Annotated in this window: 20 protein-coding genes; 2 read left to right on the top strand and 18 right to left on the bottom strand. The window is 34.7% G+C overall.

The annotated features are described in order from the left end of the window. Positions 1–65: 65 nt before the first annotated feature. The 15 genes from JF75_RS02150 to JF75_RS02080 all read right to left on the bottom strand — a co-directional run bounded on the left by JF75_RS02150 (position 66) and on the right by JF75_RS02080 (position 11,647). Positions 66–467, bottom strand: a complete 402-nt coding sequence (locus JF75_RS02150; protein ID WP_045927627.1) for a PTS sugar transporter subunit IIA — start codon at positions 465–467, stop codon at positions 66–68. A gap of 59 nt (positions 468–526) precedes the next feature. Then, on the bottom strand, positions 527–1,345 hold the full coding sequence (locus tag JF75_RS02145; protein WP_045927626.1) for a PTS system mannose/fructose/sorbose family transporter subunit IID: 819 nt from the start codon (positions 1,343–1,345) through the stop codon (positions 527–529). Next, positions 1,332–2,255, bottom strand: coding sequence for a PTS mannose/fructose/sorbose/N-acetylgalactosamine transporter subunit IIC (locus JF75_RS02140; RefSeq protein ID WP_046331658.1), 924 nt, complete (start codon positions 2,253–2,255; stop codon positions 1,332–1,334). Before JF75_RS02140 ends, JF75_RS02145 begins: the two co-directional genes overlap by 14 nt. A 10-nt stretch (positions 2,256–2,265) precedes the next feature. Beyond that, positions 2,266–2,754: a PTS sugar transporter subunit IIB gene (locus tag JF75_RS02135; RefSeq protein ID WP_046331657.1), complete on the bottom strand. Its 489-nt coding sequence runs from the start codon at positions 2,752–2,754 to the stop codon at positions 2,266–2,268. A gap of 164 nt (positions 2,755–2,918) precedes the next feature. Continuing rightward, positions 2,919–4,085: an SIS domain-containing protein gene (locus JF75_RS02130; protein WP_046331656.1), complete on the bottom strand. Its 1,167-nt coding sequence runs from the start codon at positions 4,083–4,085 to the stop codon at positions 2,919–2,921. A 23-nt stretch (positions 4,086–4,108) separates the two neighbouring features. Beyond that, entirely contained in the window at positions 4,109–4,825 is a 717-nt protein-coding gene (locus JF75_RS02125) for a GntR family transcriptional regulator (protein ID WP_046331655.1), read from the bottom strand. A 154-nt stretch (positions 4,826–4,979) separates the two neighbouring features. Next, entirely contained in the window at positions 4,980–5,225 is a 246-nt protein-coding gene (locus JF75_RS02120) for a hypothetical protein (RefSeq protein ID WP_046332906.1), read from the bottom strand. Positions 5,226–5,249: 24 nt separating this feature from the next. Then, entirely contained in the window at positions 5,250–6,668 is a 1,419-nt protein-coding gene (locus tag JF75_RS02115; protein WP_046331654.1) for a PTS transporter subunit IIC, read from the bottom strand. 21 nt (positions 6,669–6,689) lie between these two features. Continuing rightward, entirely contained in the window at positions 6,690–7,004 is a 315-nt protein-coding gene (locus tag JF75_RS02110) for a PTS sugar transporter subunit IIB (protein ID WP_045927619.1), read from the bottom strand. 11 nt (positions 7,005–7,015) lie between these two features. Next, positions 7,016–7,504, bottom strand: coding sequence for a PTS sugar transporter subunit IIA (locus JF75_RS02105; RefSeq protein WP_046331653.1), 489 nt, complete (start codon positions 7,502–7,504; stop codon positions 7,016–7,018). 333 nt (positions 7,505–7,837) lie between these two features. Beyond that, positions 7,838–8,356 carry a galactose-6-phosphate isomerase subunit LacB gene (gene lacB, locus JF75_RS02100; protein WP_046332905.1) on the bottom strand — a complete coding sequence of 173 codons (519 nt, stop codon included), beginning with the start codon at positions 8,354–8,356 and terminating at the stop codon, positions 7,838–7,840. A 69-nt stretch (positions 8,357–8,425) separates the two neighbouring features. Further along, complete coding sequence (gene lacA, locus JF75_RS02095; protein ID WP_046331652.1) at positions 8,426–8,854, bottom strand: galactose-6-phosphate isomerase subunit LacA; 429 nt, start codon at positions 8,852–8,854, stop codon at positions 8,426–8,428. 22 nt (positions 8,855–8,876) lie between these two features. Then, positions 8,877–9,632, bottom strand: a complete 756-nt coding sequence (locus JF75_RS02090) for a DeoR/GlpR family DNA-binding transcription regulator (protein ID WP_046331651.1) — start codon at positions 9,630–9,632, stop codon at positions 8,877–8,879. Between the two features lie 296 nt (positions 9,633–9,928). Further along, complete coding sequence (gene phnD / locus JF75_RS02085; protein WP_046331650.1) at positions 9,929–10,858, bottom strand: phosphate/phosphite/phosphonate ABC transporter substrate-binding protein; 930 nt, start codon at positions 10,856–10,858, stop codon at positions 9,929–9,931. 360 nt (positions 10,859–11,218) lie between these two features. After that, positions 11,219–11,647: a PTS sugar transporter subunit IIA gene (locus tag JF75_RS02080; protein ID WP_046331649.1), complete on the bottom strand. Its 429-nt coding sequence runs from the start codon at positions 11,645–11,647 to the stop codon at positions 11,219–11,221. 122 nt (positions 11,648–11,769) lie between these two features. Between JF75_RS02080 and JF75_RS02075 the strand changes: the two genes are divergently transcribed. Both JF75_RS02075 and JF75_RS02070 read left to right on the top strand, forming a co-directional pair. Then, positions 11,770–12,453 (top strand): GntR family transcriptional regulator, encoded by a 684-nt coding sequence (locus JF75_RS02075; RefSeq protein ID WP_045927613.1) that lies wholly within the window; start codon positions 11,770–11,772, stop codon positions 12,451–12,453. Positions 12,454–12,485: 32 nt separating this feature from the next. Beyond that, positions 12,486–13,259 carry a GntR family transcriptional regulator gene (locus tag JF75_RS02070; protein WP_045927612.1) on the top strand — a complete coding sequence of 258 codons (774 nt, stop codon included), beginning with the start codon at positions 12,486–12,488 and terminating at the stop codon, positions 13,257–13,259. A 68-nt stretch (positions 13,260–13,327) separates the two neighbouring features. Here the strand turns inward: JF75_RS02070 and JF75_RS02065 are convergent, their stop codons facing one another. From JF75_RS02065 to JF75_RS02055, 3 genes are read right to left on the bottom strand one after another with little or no spacing between them, the layout of a single operon-like run. Then, positions 13,328–14,347, bottom strand: a complete 1,020-nt coding sequence (locus JF75_RS02065; RefSeq protein WP_052726853.1) for an SIS domain-containing protein — start codon at positions 14,345–14,347, stop codon at positions 13,328–13,330. Between the two features lie 19 nt (positions 14,348–14,366). After that, on the bottom strand, positions 14,367–15,200 hold the full coding sequence (locus tag JF75_RS02060; RefSeq protein ID WP_046331648.1) for a PTS system mannose/fructose/sorbose family transporter subunit IID: 834 nt from the start codon (positions 15,198–15,200) through the stop codon (positions 14,367–14,369). Next, positions 15,190–15,987, bottom strand: a complete 798-nt coding sequence (locus tag JF75_RS02055) for a PTS mannose/fructose/sorbose/N-acetylgalactosamine transporter subunit IIC (protein ID WP_046331647.1) — start codon at positions 15,985–15,987, stop codon at positions 15,190–15,192. The genes JF75_RS02060 and JF75_RS02055 overlap by 11 nt, the downstream gene beginning before the upstream one ends. Positions 15,988–15,989: the final 2 nt, after the last annotated feature.

The following is a 15,989-nucleotide window of genomic DNA, read 5'->3' as shown; positions in this document are numbered from 1 at the left end:
TACACAAAAAGCCCTTTAAGTTAGGATTACTAACCTAAAGGGCTATAAAAATTCATTTACATAAATTACTTTTTCATACTAGACAACATTTCGTTAACATCGACAATTCCTGCTTTACCAGCAGTCACAAAATCTGATTCTGCACCGCTCATTTGACTGTTAAGCCACTCGATTACAAGTGGTAAATTCATTCCCGAGATTAAGTGAATCTTTTGACCACCCATAATCATGCGACTAACAACATTAGCTGGGGTTCCACCCATTAAATCGGCAAAAACAGTGATGTCTTCAATATTCATTCCTGAAATCTGCTCTTCAAATTTTGACTTAAAATCATCTGGGCCTTCAGATGGAAGCAAGCAAACTGTGTGCACATGTTCTTGCTTACCCATAATTAATTCGGCACTGGCTTTTACGCCCTCTGCCATTTTACCATGACTAATTAAAATTAATTCTTTTTCTGCCATACTTTATCTTTCCATTTAATACTCAATATTATTTAGCTTAAAGCTACTACCAAATTTAATTATATCTTAGCAATAACTCCAAGGCCACCTAAAATAATACAAAGTACTAAAACAATAAAGATTGCTTTGGTTGAAGTCATACCCTTCTTACCCAGAAGCCAGTAAACAAAACCTACGACAGCAGCTGGTAAAAGCTTAGGCAGGATCATATCCAAATTATTTTGAACATTCATAGTAACTTTGCCAATTTTAGGTGCCCAAGCAAATTTAATGTTTACCATAGTGGCGACAAGAGCACCAACCATAAATACACCCAAAACAGTAGCGGAATCAGTTAAAGCGTTTAAGCGATCTCTCATATCAGTAACAAGGGAAACACCTTTATCATAAGCAAAATGAAGTTGCTTCCAACGAAAGACACAGATCAATAGGCAGGCAATTACCCAAATGATAACCCCAACTGGGTTACCTTGAGTAGCCATGGAAGCGGCCAAAGCACCAAAGATAGTTGGAATCAAAGAGGCAAAAATCGAGTCACCGATAGCGGCAAACGAACCCATCAAACCAACTTTGATACCGGTAACGGTGTCTTTTCCTTCAATACCTTCGTTTTCCTCAACTGCAAGGTCAAGTCCAGTAATAATTGTATTAAAGAAGTTAGAAGTGTTAAAGAACTGCATATGCGTCTTCATCATTTCTCTTAACTCTGGAGTATCGTCACCATATATTTTTCTCAATTGCGGCAAAATAGTGTATAGATAACCACTATTCTGCATTCTTTCATAGTTCCAGCCTAACTGGAAACCAAACAAAGATCTCCGGTTAATTTGATTAAAGTCTTGATCGGTTAATTTATATTTAGGTTTAGAGTTCGTCATCAGTAATCTCTCCTTCATCGTCATCAGAGCTTGAACTTGCATTATTACTTTGACTTTCAGTACTTTGTGTTTGAGCAGTACCTTTATTTATAGGAATATTCTTGTAGTGTAAAATTGCAAGAGCTAATCCTAACATTGCAATAGCAAGCATTGGCAAGCCATTGAAAATAGTGGTGAAACCTTTGTTAACAGCCGACAGGCCTGTACCCAAAGCTTGCATTCCACTAAACAGAACTGAGAACAAAGTCGTAATTGTAAAGCCAAGAATCAAATATGCTGCATGTCTCTTAACTGGTAAGTACCGAAGCAAAACAGCAAAACCAACTGCTGGTAATGTAGCACCAGCAACAGTCAAACCATTACCAAGCCACAACAAGTCTCCATTTAAGGCATTTGCAATTTGTTGTACTAGCCCTTGGCCAAAGGCCAATGCGATAAAGACAGGGACTGCACGTGAAAGTGACCACGGAATTGCACCATACAAAACATTTCTTTCGACAGCCTTATAGTTAATTTTGTCTTGATCAATCAAGTGATCAATTCTGTGTGAAAAGTAAGTATTGGCAAATCTTGCCAAAACATCCAGTTCAATCATAATAGCAGCAACTGGAACAGCAATTGAAGAAATAGCTGTTTGAGGACTCATACCTTTAATACTAGTTGAAAATGCTGTAGCCAAAACTGTACCGGTAGTAGCATCAATTCTTGAAGCACCACCAAAAGTACCGATACCTAAAACTGTCAACTGCATTGACGCACCAATGAATAGTCCAGTTGGCAAATCGCCCATAATCAGACCGGCTATCAATCCAGCGCCTACTGGTGTGTTTAACGATGAATAAATTTGCAATTCATCTAAAATTTCTAATCCTGCATATAAAGTAAGCAGTAATATTTGCCACCAAGCCATTTTTCTCCTCCTACTTCATCTTTTCATTAATCAATTTCATTAAATCCCGTGACTCAACACTAGGATTTAATTGGGCAATTAAGTTAACGCCTTTGCCAGAAATCTCTCTAAAAATATCGGCTTCATGCTCATTGATATTAACTTGCTTAGTCAGTTCAGTAGTGTCATCTTGTTTAGACATATTACCAACATTGATGGTGTCAAGCTTGATACCCATGTTAAGCAAATCGAGAAACTTATCAGGTTTTTTTGCTACCAGAAACAATCTTTGCTTACCGTAACGGTTTTTCTTTAAATGATCTGCAGCAACTTCTGTTGGTAAAACACTCAGCCTGGTAGACATTGGAGTAGCCATTCTAAGGCCACTCTTTTGAATATCATCTTCAGCTGCTTTTTCGTCCAGAACAATAATCCGTTCTACTTGCAACTGAGGAGTCCACAAATTTGCTACCTGTCCATGAACCAAGCGTTCATCAACTCTTGCTCCCACAATATTCATAATTCTTCCTCCATATCTTTTAAGGAAATCTAAACATTACAAAAAACGCTTTCACATCTTTATGATAAGGTACCAACCAATTTTTGTCAATATGTATTTTTTATATTTAAAAAGTTGATTATTAAAATCATAGTGATATCTTTGGTACCCACAACAAAAGCATATTAGTTGAATTCGTGAATGGTAACACCCTTGACCACACGATTGACCGTACCCGTTGGTGAAGGTGTATCTGGCTTATTGTTAACTTTGATTGACGTGAGCAATGCAATTGTTTGACCAAACATGACATCGGGCAGGGCTAAGTATGCATCTGGTAACAATTCTTTGTTAGAAAACATGAATGATTCACCTGAGAAATCCTGCCCCTCTTTTTCCTGACCAACAGCCATCACGAGCGGCACAATTTGATCATCCCTGATTTCGTTTAAAATATCTAAGTCGTATTGCCTGGTATAAGTATTGTTGGAGACAAAATCAAAGACGATCGTCTTCTTGTCAAGGAATGATTTTGGACCGTGACGCAAGCCCATTGAAGTATCAAATAATGCGGCAACTTCTCCTGCAGTTAATTCCAAAATCTTGAGCCGTGTTTCTTCAGCCAAGCCACCTAAACTGCCGCTACCTATATAGGTAATTCGATTAAAGTCAATGTCAACTAAAGATTGAATTTCATCTTCACGCTCAATGACGCTCTTACCCATTTGAGCAATTTGACTAACAATATGTTCTTTCTTTTCGTCAGATAAAGTATCAAACACAAGTAGTGCCATTAAACTCATGCATGAAAATGAACCAGTCATTGCAAAGCCCTGGTCTAAAGATTTTTCGGGCATCAATAAAACAAGGCCGGTAGGATCACCTTCTAGATCCTGCGCCAAATGTCCTTCTGGTGCACAGGTAATTGCTATTTGATATAAGTTTTTAACTAACTTTTTAGCTAATTCAACTGTTGCTACCGATTCTGGTGAATTGCCACTACGAGCAAATGAAACTAAAATTGTTGGGGTATCTTTTGCTAAATAATCTTCAGGAGTAGACACAATTTTGGTCGTATCAATTGCTTCAAAGTCATATTTTTTTCTATCACCATGTTTTTGTAAATACGGCATAATCGTATTGCCAACATATGCACTAGTACCAGCACCGGTAAAAATAACTCTAACTTTACCCCATTTTTGATTTATCTGGCTGAGAAAATCAATGATTTTGGACTTGTTATTCTGATAAATGGACCAAGTCTGCTGCCATAATTCAGGTTGCTGCTCAATTTCACGAGTAGTAATTTTCGCACCCATTTTTTCTAATTCTGCGTCTGTTTTTGAAAACATTAATTTTACCTTCCTTATATTATTTAAAATAAATCATTATATTGACGTGAACGATAAACAAATTTATCGCCTCTAGCCAAAGAAATCGTAAACTCGATTGGTACATTTTTATCATTAATAGTCTTCCGAAAAATTTTTAAGCTTGGTGCACCAACTTTTTCCGCCAGATTTCTGCTTTCTTCTTGATTAAGACAAACAGCTTCAACATCTTCAAAAGCCATTACGCTGATTTGGTCATATTTTTCTTTCATGACATCATAAAGCGGCTTAGCATTTAAATCGTTTAGATTGAGTTTGGGAAATAATTTTTCCGGTAAATAAGTTCTACTAAAAATGCGTGGTTGGTTATCAGCAAGACGCAAACGAACTAGCTCGTAGGCTTTTTCTCTCGGCCCCAAATTCAATTGTGCAGCAATATTTTTATCTGGAGTAATTAAGTCTAAACTTAAATTTTTAGTTGAAGCTTTTTGCCCAGTTCGTTTTAATTCTTCTGAAAAAGAATACATCCCACCAATATTAGGTTGATCAAGAAAAGTACTTGAAACAAAAGTGCCTTTACCATGAAGACGGTATATTAATCCTCTTTCTTCAAGATTTTGTAACGCCAATCGAATTGTATTGCGACTTACACCGTATTTAACTAATAACTGTCTTTCACTTGGCAATTTAGCATTCGGCTTCATATTCTTTATTTGTTTTTCCAAGTCTAGAATTACTTGGCGATAAAGTGGTTTTGCCATGAATTCCCCCTCCTTAGCTAACTGGTAGATACCACTTAAGTGTATCAGAGAAAGCGGTTTATTGCAATTTGATTTTTACAAAATATTGCTAATTAAAACTATTTTTACATAAAAATACCATTGAGATTGAGTTTCCCAATGGTATTTAATAAATTTATTTACTTAGCTTATTGCCTTTCCAATCATAGTATTTTTGACTAAGGCGATTTTTAGGATTATCAAAAACAACGATTCGATATAAGGCATAGATTGTACCAACCATGGCAATTAGACTTGTTATCCAATTCTTAAATAAAATCTGTAGCAAGTTAACCACAATTACAACAACTGCCCAAAAAAGGATACGATTCCTTCTAGCCTTTTCTTTATCTGATACTTTTGTTTTCTTCAATTTGATCACCCTTAAGCCAATACATTCCAATGATTATTTAGCCTTTTTTGCTGCAGCATATTCTGCATTTCTCTTCTTCATTTGTTTTGCATACCAGATAAATAAGAGCAAGTAAGCTGCCAGAGCGATTAAGGCATAAACAATAAACATTCCTTGTTGTTTCCAAGCATTTCCTACTAGGTATGCCAAGAATTTTTCAACTGGACCTTCCATAGTAGTGTCTGAAACCAATGTATGTGCAGGAATAGCAGCACCTACTGAGTGAGCCATGTTGGTAACAAATGGACCAACCATAGTACCTGCCCAAAGGAAGATAGGTAATTCAACTGTTCCAATGATAATCATCCGAATAATTTTACCACGAGTAACAACTAGCAAAGCCGGAGTAACACCCATAGCGATAATACCACCTAAAGGCATTAATCTGTTACCAGGTAAAACCATTGCCTCAAGCATCATAATCGGAGCCAAAACATTTGCGGCTGCCCAAATTTCAGAACGACCAGCTAAGAATGGCCAGTCAAGTCCGATATTAAAGGTACGACCAGAAAACTTCTTGGTAGCAAAATCAGCAATACCTTGAGACAAAGGCTCAACGGAAGCGATGAACCATGAACCAATTACAGAGAACAGTTCAATACATGAACCACCAATAAATGATAGTGTAAACATATCTTTCCATCCTTGCTCAGTAGCAAAATTATTGCCAGCTAGCAAGGAAACAAACACACCAAGGTAAACACCGATAGCAAATCTACTGCCCCAAAAGCCGATTTTTTCGTTCAGCTTCGTAGAGTCAAAGTCAAATTTATCAAGCCACGGCAGGCACTTGTCAAAGAACTTGTTAAACACCATGATAATTGGGTTCATCATATAGTTCATATGAGTAGTAGTCATAGGATTGCCTTCAGGAGCATCTAGTAAGTCATTAAATGTCGGCTTCATTAAGTCAGAATTAATAATCTTCATCGTACCAATGAAAAGAACTAACAAAGTTGATAGCCACAATGGTGCACCAACATAAACACAGAACAAACCATCAAATGCCAGATGCCAAACATCAAAGATATCTACATCAAGCGTGTTAGTCTTATTTAATACCAGTAGAACAACGTTTAAAATAATTAAAACTAACAGATAAAACAAGGTATATGGTGATCCCCAGGTTATAGTAGCAAGTGGGGCCCAACCCATATCCTGCATATCCATGTGGATGCCAGTGTGCTTAACAAATTGCATCATTGGCTTTTGAAATGCTGTAGTCAGCATATTCATAACATTACCTATCGCTGTAATAGCAATAGCTAATTTCAAACCACCTTCTAAGGCCTTAGTGAACTTGACTCGAAACAGTACAGCGATTAACGTCAAAACAATTAACATTATTGTAGCTGCACCCATATCAATCAAAGGTTTAAAAAGTGAGTTAGCAAAACTAATTATCCCATTCATTTTTTATTTCCTCATGAAATCTTATTTAGCATTAATTTCTTTAACAACTTTTTCCACATTGTCATAAACTGGTTTAGCCATAGCAGGTATACGGTATAAAATTGCTCCTGCATCAATTAATGGAATTTTTGGTTTAAAGGAAAGATCAGTTTTGGCAATTGTCAAATAACCATCATAATGTGATAAAAGATCTTCATTGACATCCTTAATCATATAGGCATCAACTTTGACGTTATAACCACGCTTTCTCATTTCTTCTTCAACTGCATCCTTAATTTGATGAGATGAATTTACCCCAGCACCACATGCAGCTATAAATTTTACTTCTCTGCTCATAAAAAGCCCTCCTACTGTCGACTAAAATTCTCACTTAAGAACTGATAAATTTTATCAGTCTCAGTAAGATTGAATAATGTTTGTAACTTTGAAACGGACGTAAGTCTAAGAAAGTCCATAATTTGTGCTAAAATGTTTGCTTGTCCTTCTGGATTATCATTCAAAATCATAAACAGAAATTTTACCGGCAAACTCTGATCAGGTGCAATCATGTTTTTAAAAGATACTGATGCTTTTAAAGCAACAGGAACTATCAAACAAGTATTAACAAACTCTCCTTCAGTATGCGGTACAGCAATGTTTGGTAATTCCTTTGCAATAGGTGAAGTATCTATTCCGGTCGGATACTGTTGTTCACGCTGGTTAATTCCATTGAAAAAACCATCGTTGACCAAATCAAGAGCAAGTAACTTATCCGAAACTTCCTTAAAAATTGTGGTTGGATCTGATGCATCACTTACAAATACTGCATTTGCAGAAAACAAGTTATTTTCTTTCACAAATTAGGCCCTCCTTAACAATAGACAAGTTTTTCGCTTTTGTTTGATTATGTTAGTTTTTGTTCACTTGTCTATTGCTATTATATTTAATGGCAAGGAAAAATGCAAACGCTTTTTTAAAAAATAAAGCAAAAAATTCATCAAGATTAATTATATTCTTAGCCAATTAAAGTGATTAACTTGCTATAAACAGTTAATCAGACAGCATTTATAATTTGTTTCTATTCTGATTTTTACTAATTAAACTTACAAAAAATAAAGCCATGACTTTCAAATCATGGCTTCAATGTGCGATTAAATTTTAATTCTTTATTTTTATATTATTTTCCCGTCTTAGTCGTGGTATACGCCTTCAGCCCACTTCTTATTTTCTTCATCAAAGAAGTGTACGTTATCCTTTTGATCAGGATTTGGTTTGGCAACACCGTCTATTTTGGCAATTAACTCTTGTCTTTCTGGAGTAGACTCATATTTGGCATTTAAGAAGGAATCAACAATGTCAAAAATAAAGTCACGTCCTAAAACGATACCACCAAAGCCTAAAACATTGGCATTCAATTCACGTCGAGCATATTCAGCTTGAGCAACATCACCAACCATAGCTGCACGAACTCCCTCATTTTTATCTGCAGCAGTTGAGATACCGATACCAGTACCACAAAGGACAATACCTAAATCGGCACGACCATCGGCAACATCTTCAGCAACACGTTTACCGTAAATTGGATAGTGGGTTCTGGTATTATCATGAGTACCTTCATCAATAACCTGATATCCCTCTTCTTTTAAATGATCAGAAATAGCCATTTTGACAGAAGTAACGATATGATCATTTCCTAAAGCAATGACCATATGCTTATCATTTTTAGGATCAACAAACTCGGGTTGTGGTCTATCATTATCTAGCATTAGTAAGCCTCCTTAAATCATTTCTTCAAGCATATTCAAACGCACTTGATGGCGGCCACCAGCATATTCAGTATCCAAATAATGTTGCACGATTGAATAAGCCAGTTTTTCACCCACAATACCACTACCTAAAGCAATAGCTTTTGCACCATTGTGCATAGCAGTCATATGTGCAGTTCTTTCTTCATTAACATTTGCGGTAACCATACCTTTAACCTTATTTGACGCCATGGCAGATCCTACACCGTATTCGTCGAACATAATAGCCTTTTTAATGCCATTGTCTAATACTTCATGAGTTACCTTTAAACTAGATTCCACAAAATCCTCAGCGGGTTCCGGTGTAACATCCAAAACATCATATTGATGTGCCTTCAGGTAATCTTTCACTTTTTCTTTTAAGGTAAAACCTGCCTTGTCACTACCAATGACAACCTTCATAGCCAAATCTCCTCTCAAAAAACTACTTATAAATAGTCGTAAATTGACTGTAATGCTTTTCCAACTCAGGCTCAATTCCCCGATTAGTAATTAAACCATCCACATTGCGCAAATCATAAAATTGGTGAAAATCACTATGATCCAATTTAGTATAATCAGCAGCCACAAATTTTATTTGCGAATGATTCAGTCCGATACCTTCGGTTTGACCTTCTTCTAAGTTAGCAGTTGTTAAAGAATAATCTTTAATGCCATTAACACCGACAAAACCAACAGAAAATGACATAGTTTTTAATTCGTTATTGGCTAAAGCACCTACAAAAGCACCGCTGATTCTTCTATAAGAACCGCCAACCATAATTAAATCGTAATCATTCATATTATTTTTGGCAGCTTCAAATACAGGCAATGAATTAGTAACAATGCGCAAATGTTTAACTTTGAGATTAGCTACCAGTAATTCTAACGTCGTCCCCGGTCCAACATAAATCGAATCATTTTCATGAATTAAGTTACACGCTCTTTTTGCTACTTCATATTTTTCTTTACTATGGATTTCACGTTTTTGCTCATAACTTTTTTCAGTGCGAGTTTGATCAGACAATAATTGCGCGCCACCGTGGACACGTAGAATCTTACTTGCCTTGTGGAGCTCATTCAGATCTCGTCTGATCGTCATATCAGAAACTTTTAAAGCTTGTGCTAATTCGTCAACTGTGACAAATTTCTGTGTTTTTACAACTTGTAAAATAGTTTTCAGTCTTTCACTCTTTAACATTAGTAACCTACTTCTTAAACTAGATTATGCAACTAACTTAGTTCATTTTAATTATAGCTGTTCCATTTTGTTTGTCAATGTTTGAAACTGTTCGATAACTTGATATAAACTTAAAAAGGTGCTTTTTAATTAAAATCATTAAAACAATCTTTTTCTATTTGCTAAAGCAATAATTGCAAATTATTATAAAAACTTATTCTTAACCATGTTAATTCTATATTTTAAGTACAAAAAATGCATCTTTTCCTGTTCAAACAACAAAAGATGCACTTTATAGTAATTATTTATAAGCTTAATTACTTTTTAATTGACTCAGCAATTTTTTCATACTTACGAACAGTGTCATAGTCACTATCTTTAGCTTTGACATATCCTTCATGTGAATAAACGCGTTCTATTACTTTTCTACCTTCTTTAGATTTACCAATAGCAATAAATGCATTAGCTAACTTTTCCCGGAAGGATTTTGACAAACTTGGAATGACAGAAATAGTATCATTAGGAATTTCTGTTGTGTAATAAATTGGCACTACTTGCGATTTAATCTTAGGGTTGTCCTTAATAACATTATTACGGGCATCCTCAAAAACAAAAGCTGCATCAGTATCTTTATTTAAAACATTCAGAACTGCCTGATCATGTCCAGTTGTAGTAACCAGCTTGCAGCTACGAGGAACATCCAGTCCCTTTTGCTTTAATTCGGCAACTGGGAAAATATAACCAGAAGTTGAAGTTGGGCTTTGAATTGAAATTTTCTTACCTTTAAGATCCCTCCAGCTCTTGATACCAGAGTCTTTTCTAACTAGAATTTCGGAATGGAAAGTATGAACTAACTTTTTAGTCCAGTTACCATCTGGTCTAGTTAAGCCAAAACGCTCTGACTGTAATAAAACATCAGCTGCATGCTGTTTATGCGCCTGCACATAGTCATCACCTGGTAAAAAACCGACATCTATTTTTTTGGATTTCATTGCTTCTACCAGTGCATTACCACTTGTTGAAACTGAAACGTGAACTGGAATTCCCAGACGCTTTGATAGCATTTTTTCTAATGGTTTGGCCTTAGTCTCCAGAGTATTAGCAGAAACGCTCGGTACGAACTGCACGTTGAGAGACTTTGGTGTACCGCTATCAGCTTGTTTTTTAGCTGAGTTAGAGCACCCAGCAAGTAAAGCAGTGCCCAAAACTGCAATAGCACCAACTAAAAACTTCTTAAATTTTGGCATGATTTCCTCCTGATTTGGAAATATAGCAATCAAAAAAGACTTAGCATTTCACGTTGCGTGATATGCTAAGTCCATTAATGATCATATTAAAAAACAGCAACAACAGATTGTTCAGATAAGAAAGCCGCACTTTCCCCATAACAAATCGCTCATAATTTTGAGTTAATACATGCATATGGAGAAATCTGCCTCTCTTTCTTAGTCTATGAAAATAATAGCACAATATTGAGAGTTATTACAGTAGTTTCATTATCAAAAATTGTTCTTTTATTCATTTAAAACAAGAAAGCGCTTTCCAAATAAATTAAAAGCTAAAATTTTGTCCACCTTATTTAAGTTGTTTATTTTTGTAACGGGATTTTAGAAACTGTCGAAGCCATCTCCTTTAATTGTTGATGGCTTATTAATAAATTCATCGAAATTTATTATACTTTTTCTTGATGCTGTTATACTTTCATTTATCCTTTTAGATAAATCACTTTCAGTTGAAGTTAAAAATTCAAGTATAAAAGGCAAATTTATACCAGCTATCAAATGTAGTCTATCATCCGATGCAACAATCTTTTGCAGTTCATTATTTACACTACCTCCTGCAATGTCAGTTCCAAAAATTATTTTATCTTTCTGACTATTATTAAGAATTTCTTGTATAGTCCTAGGGAAATCTTTACATTCTGAGGTATACGCACATATCGCATATAAGTTTTTTTGCTTTCCCATAATAAATTCAGTTGACATTTTTAATCCCTTAGCAAAATATCCATGTGTTGCAATCACAAATTTTATCATTTTTTTCTCCTTTATATTCTGTTCAGTTACAAAAATTTTAAAAAATTAACATCAAAAATTGCTATAACTCAAGTGTTAAGATAAGATTAAGTTAATTAATTATTGACAAGGAAGAGCTTATAATGGTTAACATTATCAATAAAAGCGAATTAATAGCCAAAGATATTGAATATCAAATTTCAAAGAATATTTATTTGAAAACAATTCCTTCAGAAAGAGATCTAGCTAAGATTTATTCTGTTTCAAGGGATACAATTAGACAAGCTCTAAAATATCTTCAAAATATTGGAATAATTTCATTGAACACTACAAAATACGAAATTAACCAACCTAAAAAAGATTATGATTGGTTTGAAATCTTTGGTAAAAACAGTAATCTTAATATTTCAAATCACGTTTTAAAAAATAAAATTATAGAGGCAGATAAGAAATTATCCTTAAAACTTGAAGTCCCACTCGCTACTCTAATACACATTTTAGTTTACAAAAGAATTTTAAAAGAAAATTCAATTTCTAAAATTTTGTCACTTGATTATATATTTTTCCCCGATAACTTTGAAATTGGATTTTCAATAAAAGAAATTGGAAAATGCTCTTTTTGGGAACTAATATCGAAGACAAAAAAGGGTATGAAAATAAAGGATTATCAAAGTGTATCAGTTGACCTACTAAGCGACAAGGAATGTAAGGAACTCATGGCTCCTCTAAAGTCATATATTTTAAAGCGAACTTCATTAATATTTCTAGATAAGACACCTATATTATTTATTTCAAAAAAAATACCAGAAAATAACGTATTAGTATAAAAAGTAAAAGTAGTCGTTGAGGATTATTAAAAATGAACAATTTATTCCACGCCCCCTTATATATTCAAATTGAAAATGCTCTGGAAAAGAAAATTTTAAATAAAGAATTTCTTCCAGGGGCTAAAATACCTAGTGAACGCGTGCTTGCAGAAAAGTATGGCATTAATCGTATGACTGTAAAAAAAGCTATTGATGCCTTAAAAAAGAAAGGTTTATTAACTCGTAAACAAGGTAGCGGAACATATGTTACCTCTAATAACAAAGATAAAAACAGTATTTATTTTAATTTGTCATTTACAGATAAAAATGAAAATTTAGGTATCTCTGAACTTCTAACTAAAAAAGGTATAAAATTATTCAGTGATGTGATAGGAAAAGAAATTATAAGTAGCAACTTATTTCTTAATGATAAACTTAAACAAAGTAGAAATGATAAAGTCTTTGCATTACATAGAATTCGTAGAATAAAAAACAAACCTTTTGCTATAGAATACAATTATTTACCAGACAAGCTTTTTCCGGATGCTGCAAAAATAGATTTTAAGAATATTAGTCTTTATGACTATATGGAATCAAAACAACATAGACCAATTGATGTTTCTCAGTCAGTGCAAGTTATTCCTGCTTTAGATAAAGAAGCACGCATACTAAAAGTTAAGAAGGGTAGTCCTTTGTACTACATTGTTTATCATGGCTTTGATGAACAAAGTAATGCTGTTGAATATACGGAAAGTTATCTTATATCAGAAGAATTGAATCTTCAATTTACTCTTGGTGGTATTTTAGGTGAGAAAGAAACCTATTGAGTATAGCTACATAAATTTACAAAAAAATCGTAAAAAGATTATGACTTTTTACGATTTTTTCTTTTGCTTTAATAATCAAATTGACGATAGTAGCGACGGAAATTGAGGTCATGACCAGTATATTGTTGATACCATGATGCTAAACGATCAGTTAAAAGCGATGTTATAACCATCGGGGAGCAAATTTGCCTAAAATCATCATCAATTCCTTCAAATACAAAGTCTTTAGTATCAAAGACTTCAAAACTCTTTGTATGCTTTGGCAAAAAGCGTTCTACTCGTTCATCTAACGCACGATATTCGTCTTCGCCTTTGATTAAGTACACTGGTAAAGTATCATCAACTAATTCTAATGCACCGTGGAAAAAGTCAGCTGAAGTAACAGGGCGTGTGCGGACCCATTGCATTTCTTCTAAAATACACATTGAAAACATGCATGTTTCACCCCACAGCATCCCTGAGCCCACAGTCATAGTTAATGGGGCATTGTAATATTTACGAGCAATACTCTGAGCTCTTGGTTCAAATTCTTCTCTGAATCTTAATAGGTTAGGATAAAGTTGTTTCATTTGATCTGCCCAGCGGTCGTAATCTTTATAGTAACCCCAATTTTGATAGATACGTAAAGTTAACATAAAGTACATCAAATAGGCATTTTCACATTCAGCTAGTGAACCATTAATTGATTCTTTTAACAATTTTCCTAAGGCAGATTCTGGATTTTTGGTAAAACCATAAACATCAATTCCTTTTTGATTGCAGTATTTCACCGCTGCTACAATTTCTTTGGTATCACCTGAATCCGAAGAAGTAAGAACCAAAGACTTATTAGTGAGATAGTTAATATCCTTTTTAACCAATAATTCACCAGCATTTTCCAAGTAAACTGGAAAATCAGACAAATGATGCAAGTATTCTGCAACTGGATACCATTCCATCCACGTTCCACCGATACCAATCATCACAATGTTTTGATACTCTTTTTTAGATAATTTATCGGCTAATTTTTCAATATTCTCTCTTTGAGCATATACATCTTTACCATTTTGCAAATATTTTTCTACATCAAAATTTTTCATTATTGTCATTATTATTCTCCTTTTAAATCTAAGCTCCTAGGATCTTGAAGTATGCTGCCGCTATACTTACCACCAAAATAATAAACATAATTAGCAACGGATTAAGCTTCTTCTTGAGCATCCAATAAGTTACACCAAATAAAGCAAGAGTAGCAATTCCAGGGAAAATGCCATCTAGTAGAGACTGCACTGTTGATGCACTCTTGCCAACACCAATCTTGGTAATGAAATTAACACTGACCATTTCTTGAGTCATGGCACCTACAACCATCATTCCGATCATTGAGGCATATTTGGTGATCTTATCCATCAGTCCTGAATTTTCGACATTATTAATTACATTCGACCCCAAACTATAGCCTAAAAATGTACCATAATATCTCATAATGTAATGTGGAACATTGAATACTAAGAAAAATAGTATTGGCCCTAAAATACTGCCTTTAAGAGCTAATGTTGTTCCAATACCTGTTGCTAAAACTCTGAGAGTACCCCAGAAAAATGAATCACCAATACCGGATAGTGGACCCATCAAGGCTAATTTAACCGCTGAAATAGAAGTCTCATCAAAATCTTCATTGCTAGCATTGGCTTCTTCCATTGCCACAGAAATTCCAAGTGGTAAAGTCACAATATATGGCGTCATATTGTATAATTCCAAGTTACGTTTTAAAGCATGAATGAATTTATCTTTTTGGGGATATAATTTTTTCAAAATAGGCATGATTGCCCAAGTAAAACCAACATTTCCCATTCGTTCATAATTCCAAGAATGTTCATAAGGAATACTGCGCCAAAATAATTTAACTAAATCGGATTTGTTTATTTTCTTATCATATTTAGGTTTAATATTAAAACTCATCGAAACCATCACCTTCCTGTTCTACACTTGGTTGAGCATCTTTACCCTTTTGACTCTTATCATCTCTATCAAAGAAAACGTACATTATGGCAGCCATTATTACTGCAAAAATAGCTACACCGGTAGTTGATATTTTGCCGTATGCTACTAAGAAAAAGCCGAAGAAAAAGAAAGCTATCACTTTTTTGTTCATCATCATTTGTGCTAGCATTGCAAAACCCAAGAGTGGTAATAGTCCTGCAGCAACGTTCATTCCATCTTGGACAAACTGAGGTATTATATTAAGCAACTTTGCCACGGTTGAAGAACCAAAGTAAAATGCTAAAGGTATGAAAACCAGTCCGGGCCAGTCTTGAATATAACCAGCAATTAGCATATTTCGCGTAAGTGCTTTCGTATTACCCTTTTCTGCAGCACTATCACAGCGGTGAATGAAAGCCAACATTAAGGGTTGACCAGTTGCAAGTCCTAAAGCCTGCATAATGGCAGCGATTGGAATGCCCAATGTTAGTGCTGCACCTGGAGCAGCATGGGTCTCAATAGCTAAAGAAATACCAATTATTGAGCCAGAAACCAAATCAGGTGGATCATAAGCACCAATTGAAACCGCACCGATCATTGCAAGTTCAAGAGTTGCTCCCATAATTATTCCACTTTGCAAATCACCTAAAACTAGTCCCACTAAAGGGCCGAGAATGATTGGTCTTTGCAAATAACTAGTTCCAAGCAACCATTCTGAATATCCCAATAATCCAACAAGAAAAATTAAAAAAGTTTTTAGTATCAATT

The sequence above is a fragment of the Lactobacillus kimbladii genome, from assembly GCF_000970755.1.
In the GTDB taxonomy this organism is placed as follows: Bacteria; Bacillota; Bacilli; order Lactobacillales; family Lactobacillaceae; genus Lactobacillus; species Lactobacillus kimbladii.
This window is presented reverse-complemented; position numbering and strand designations above follow the sequence as displayed.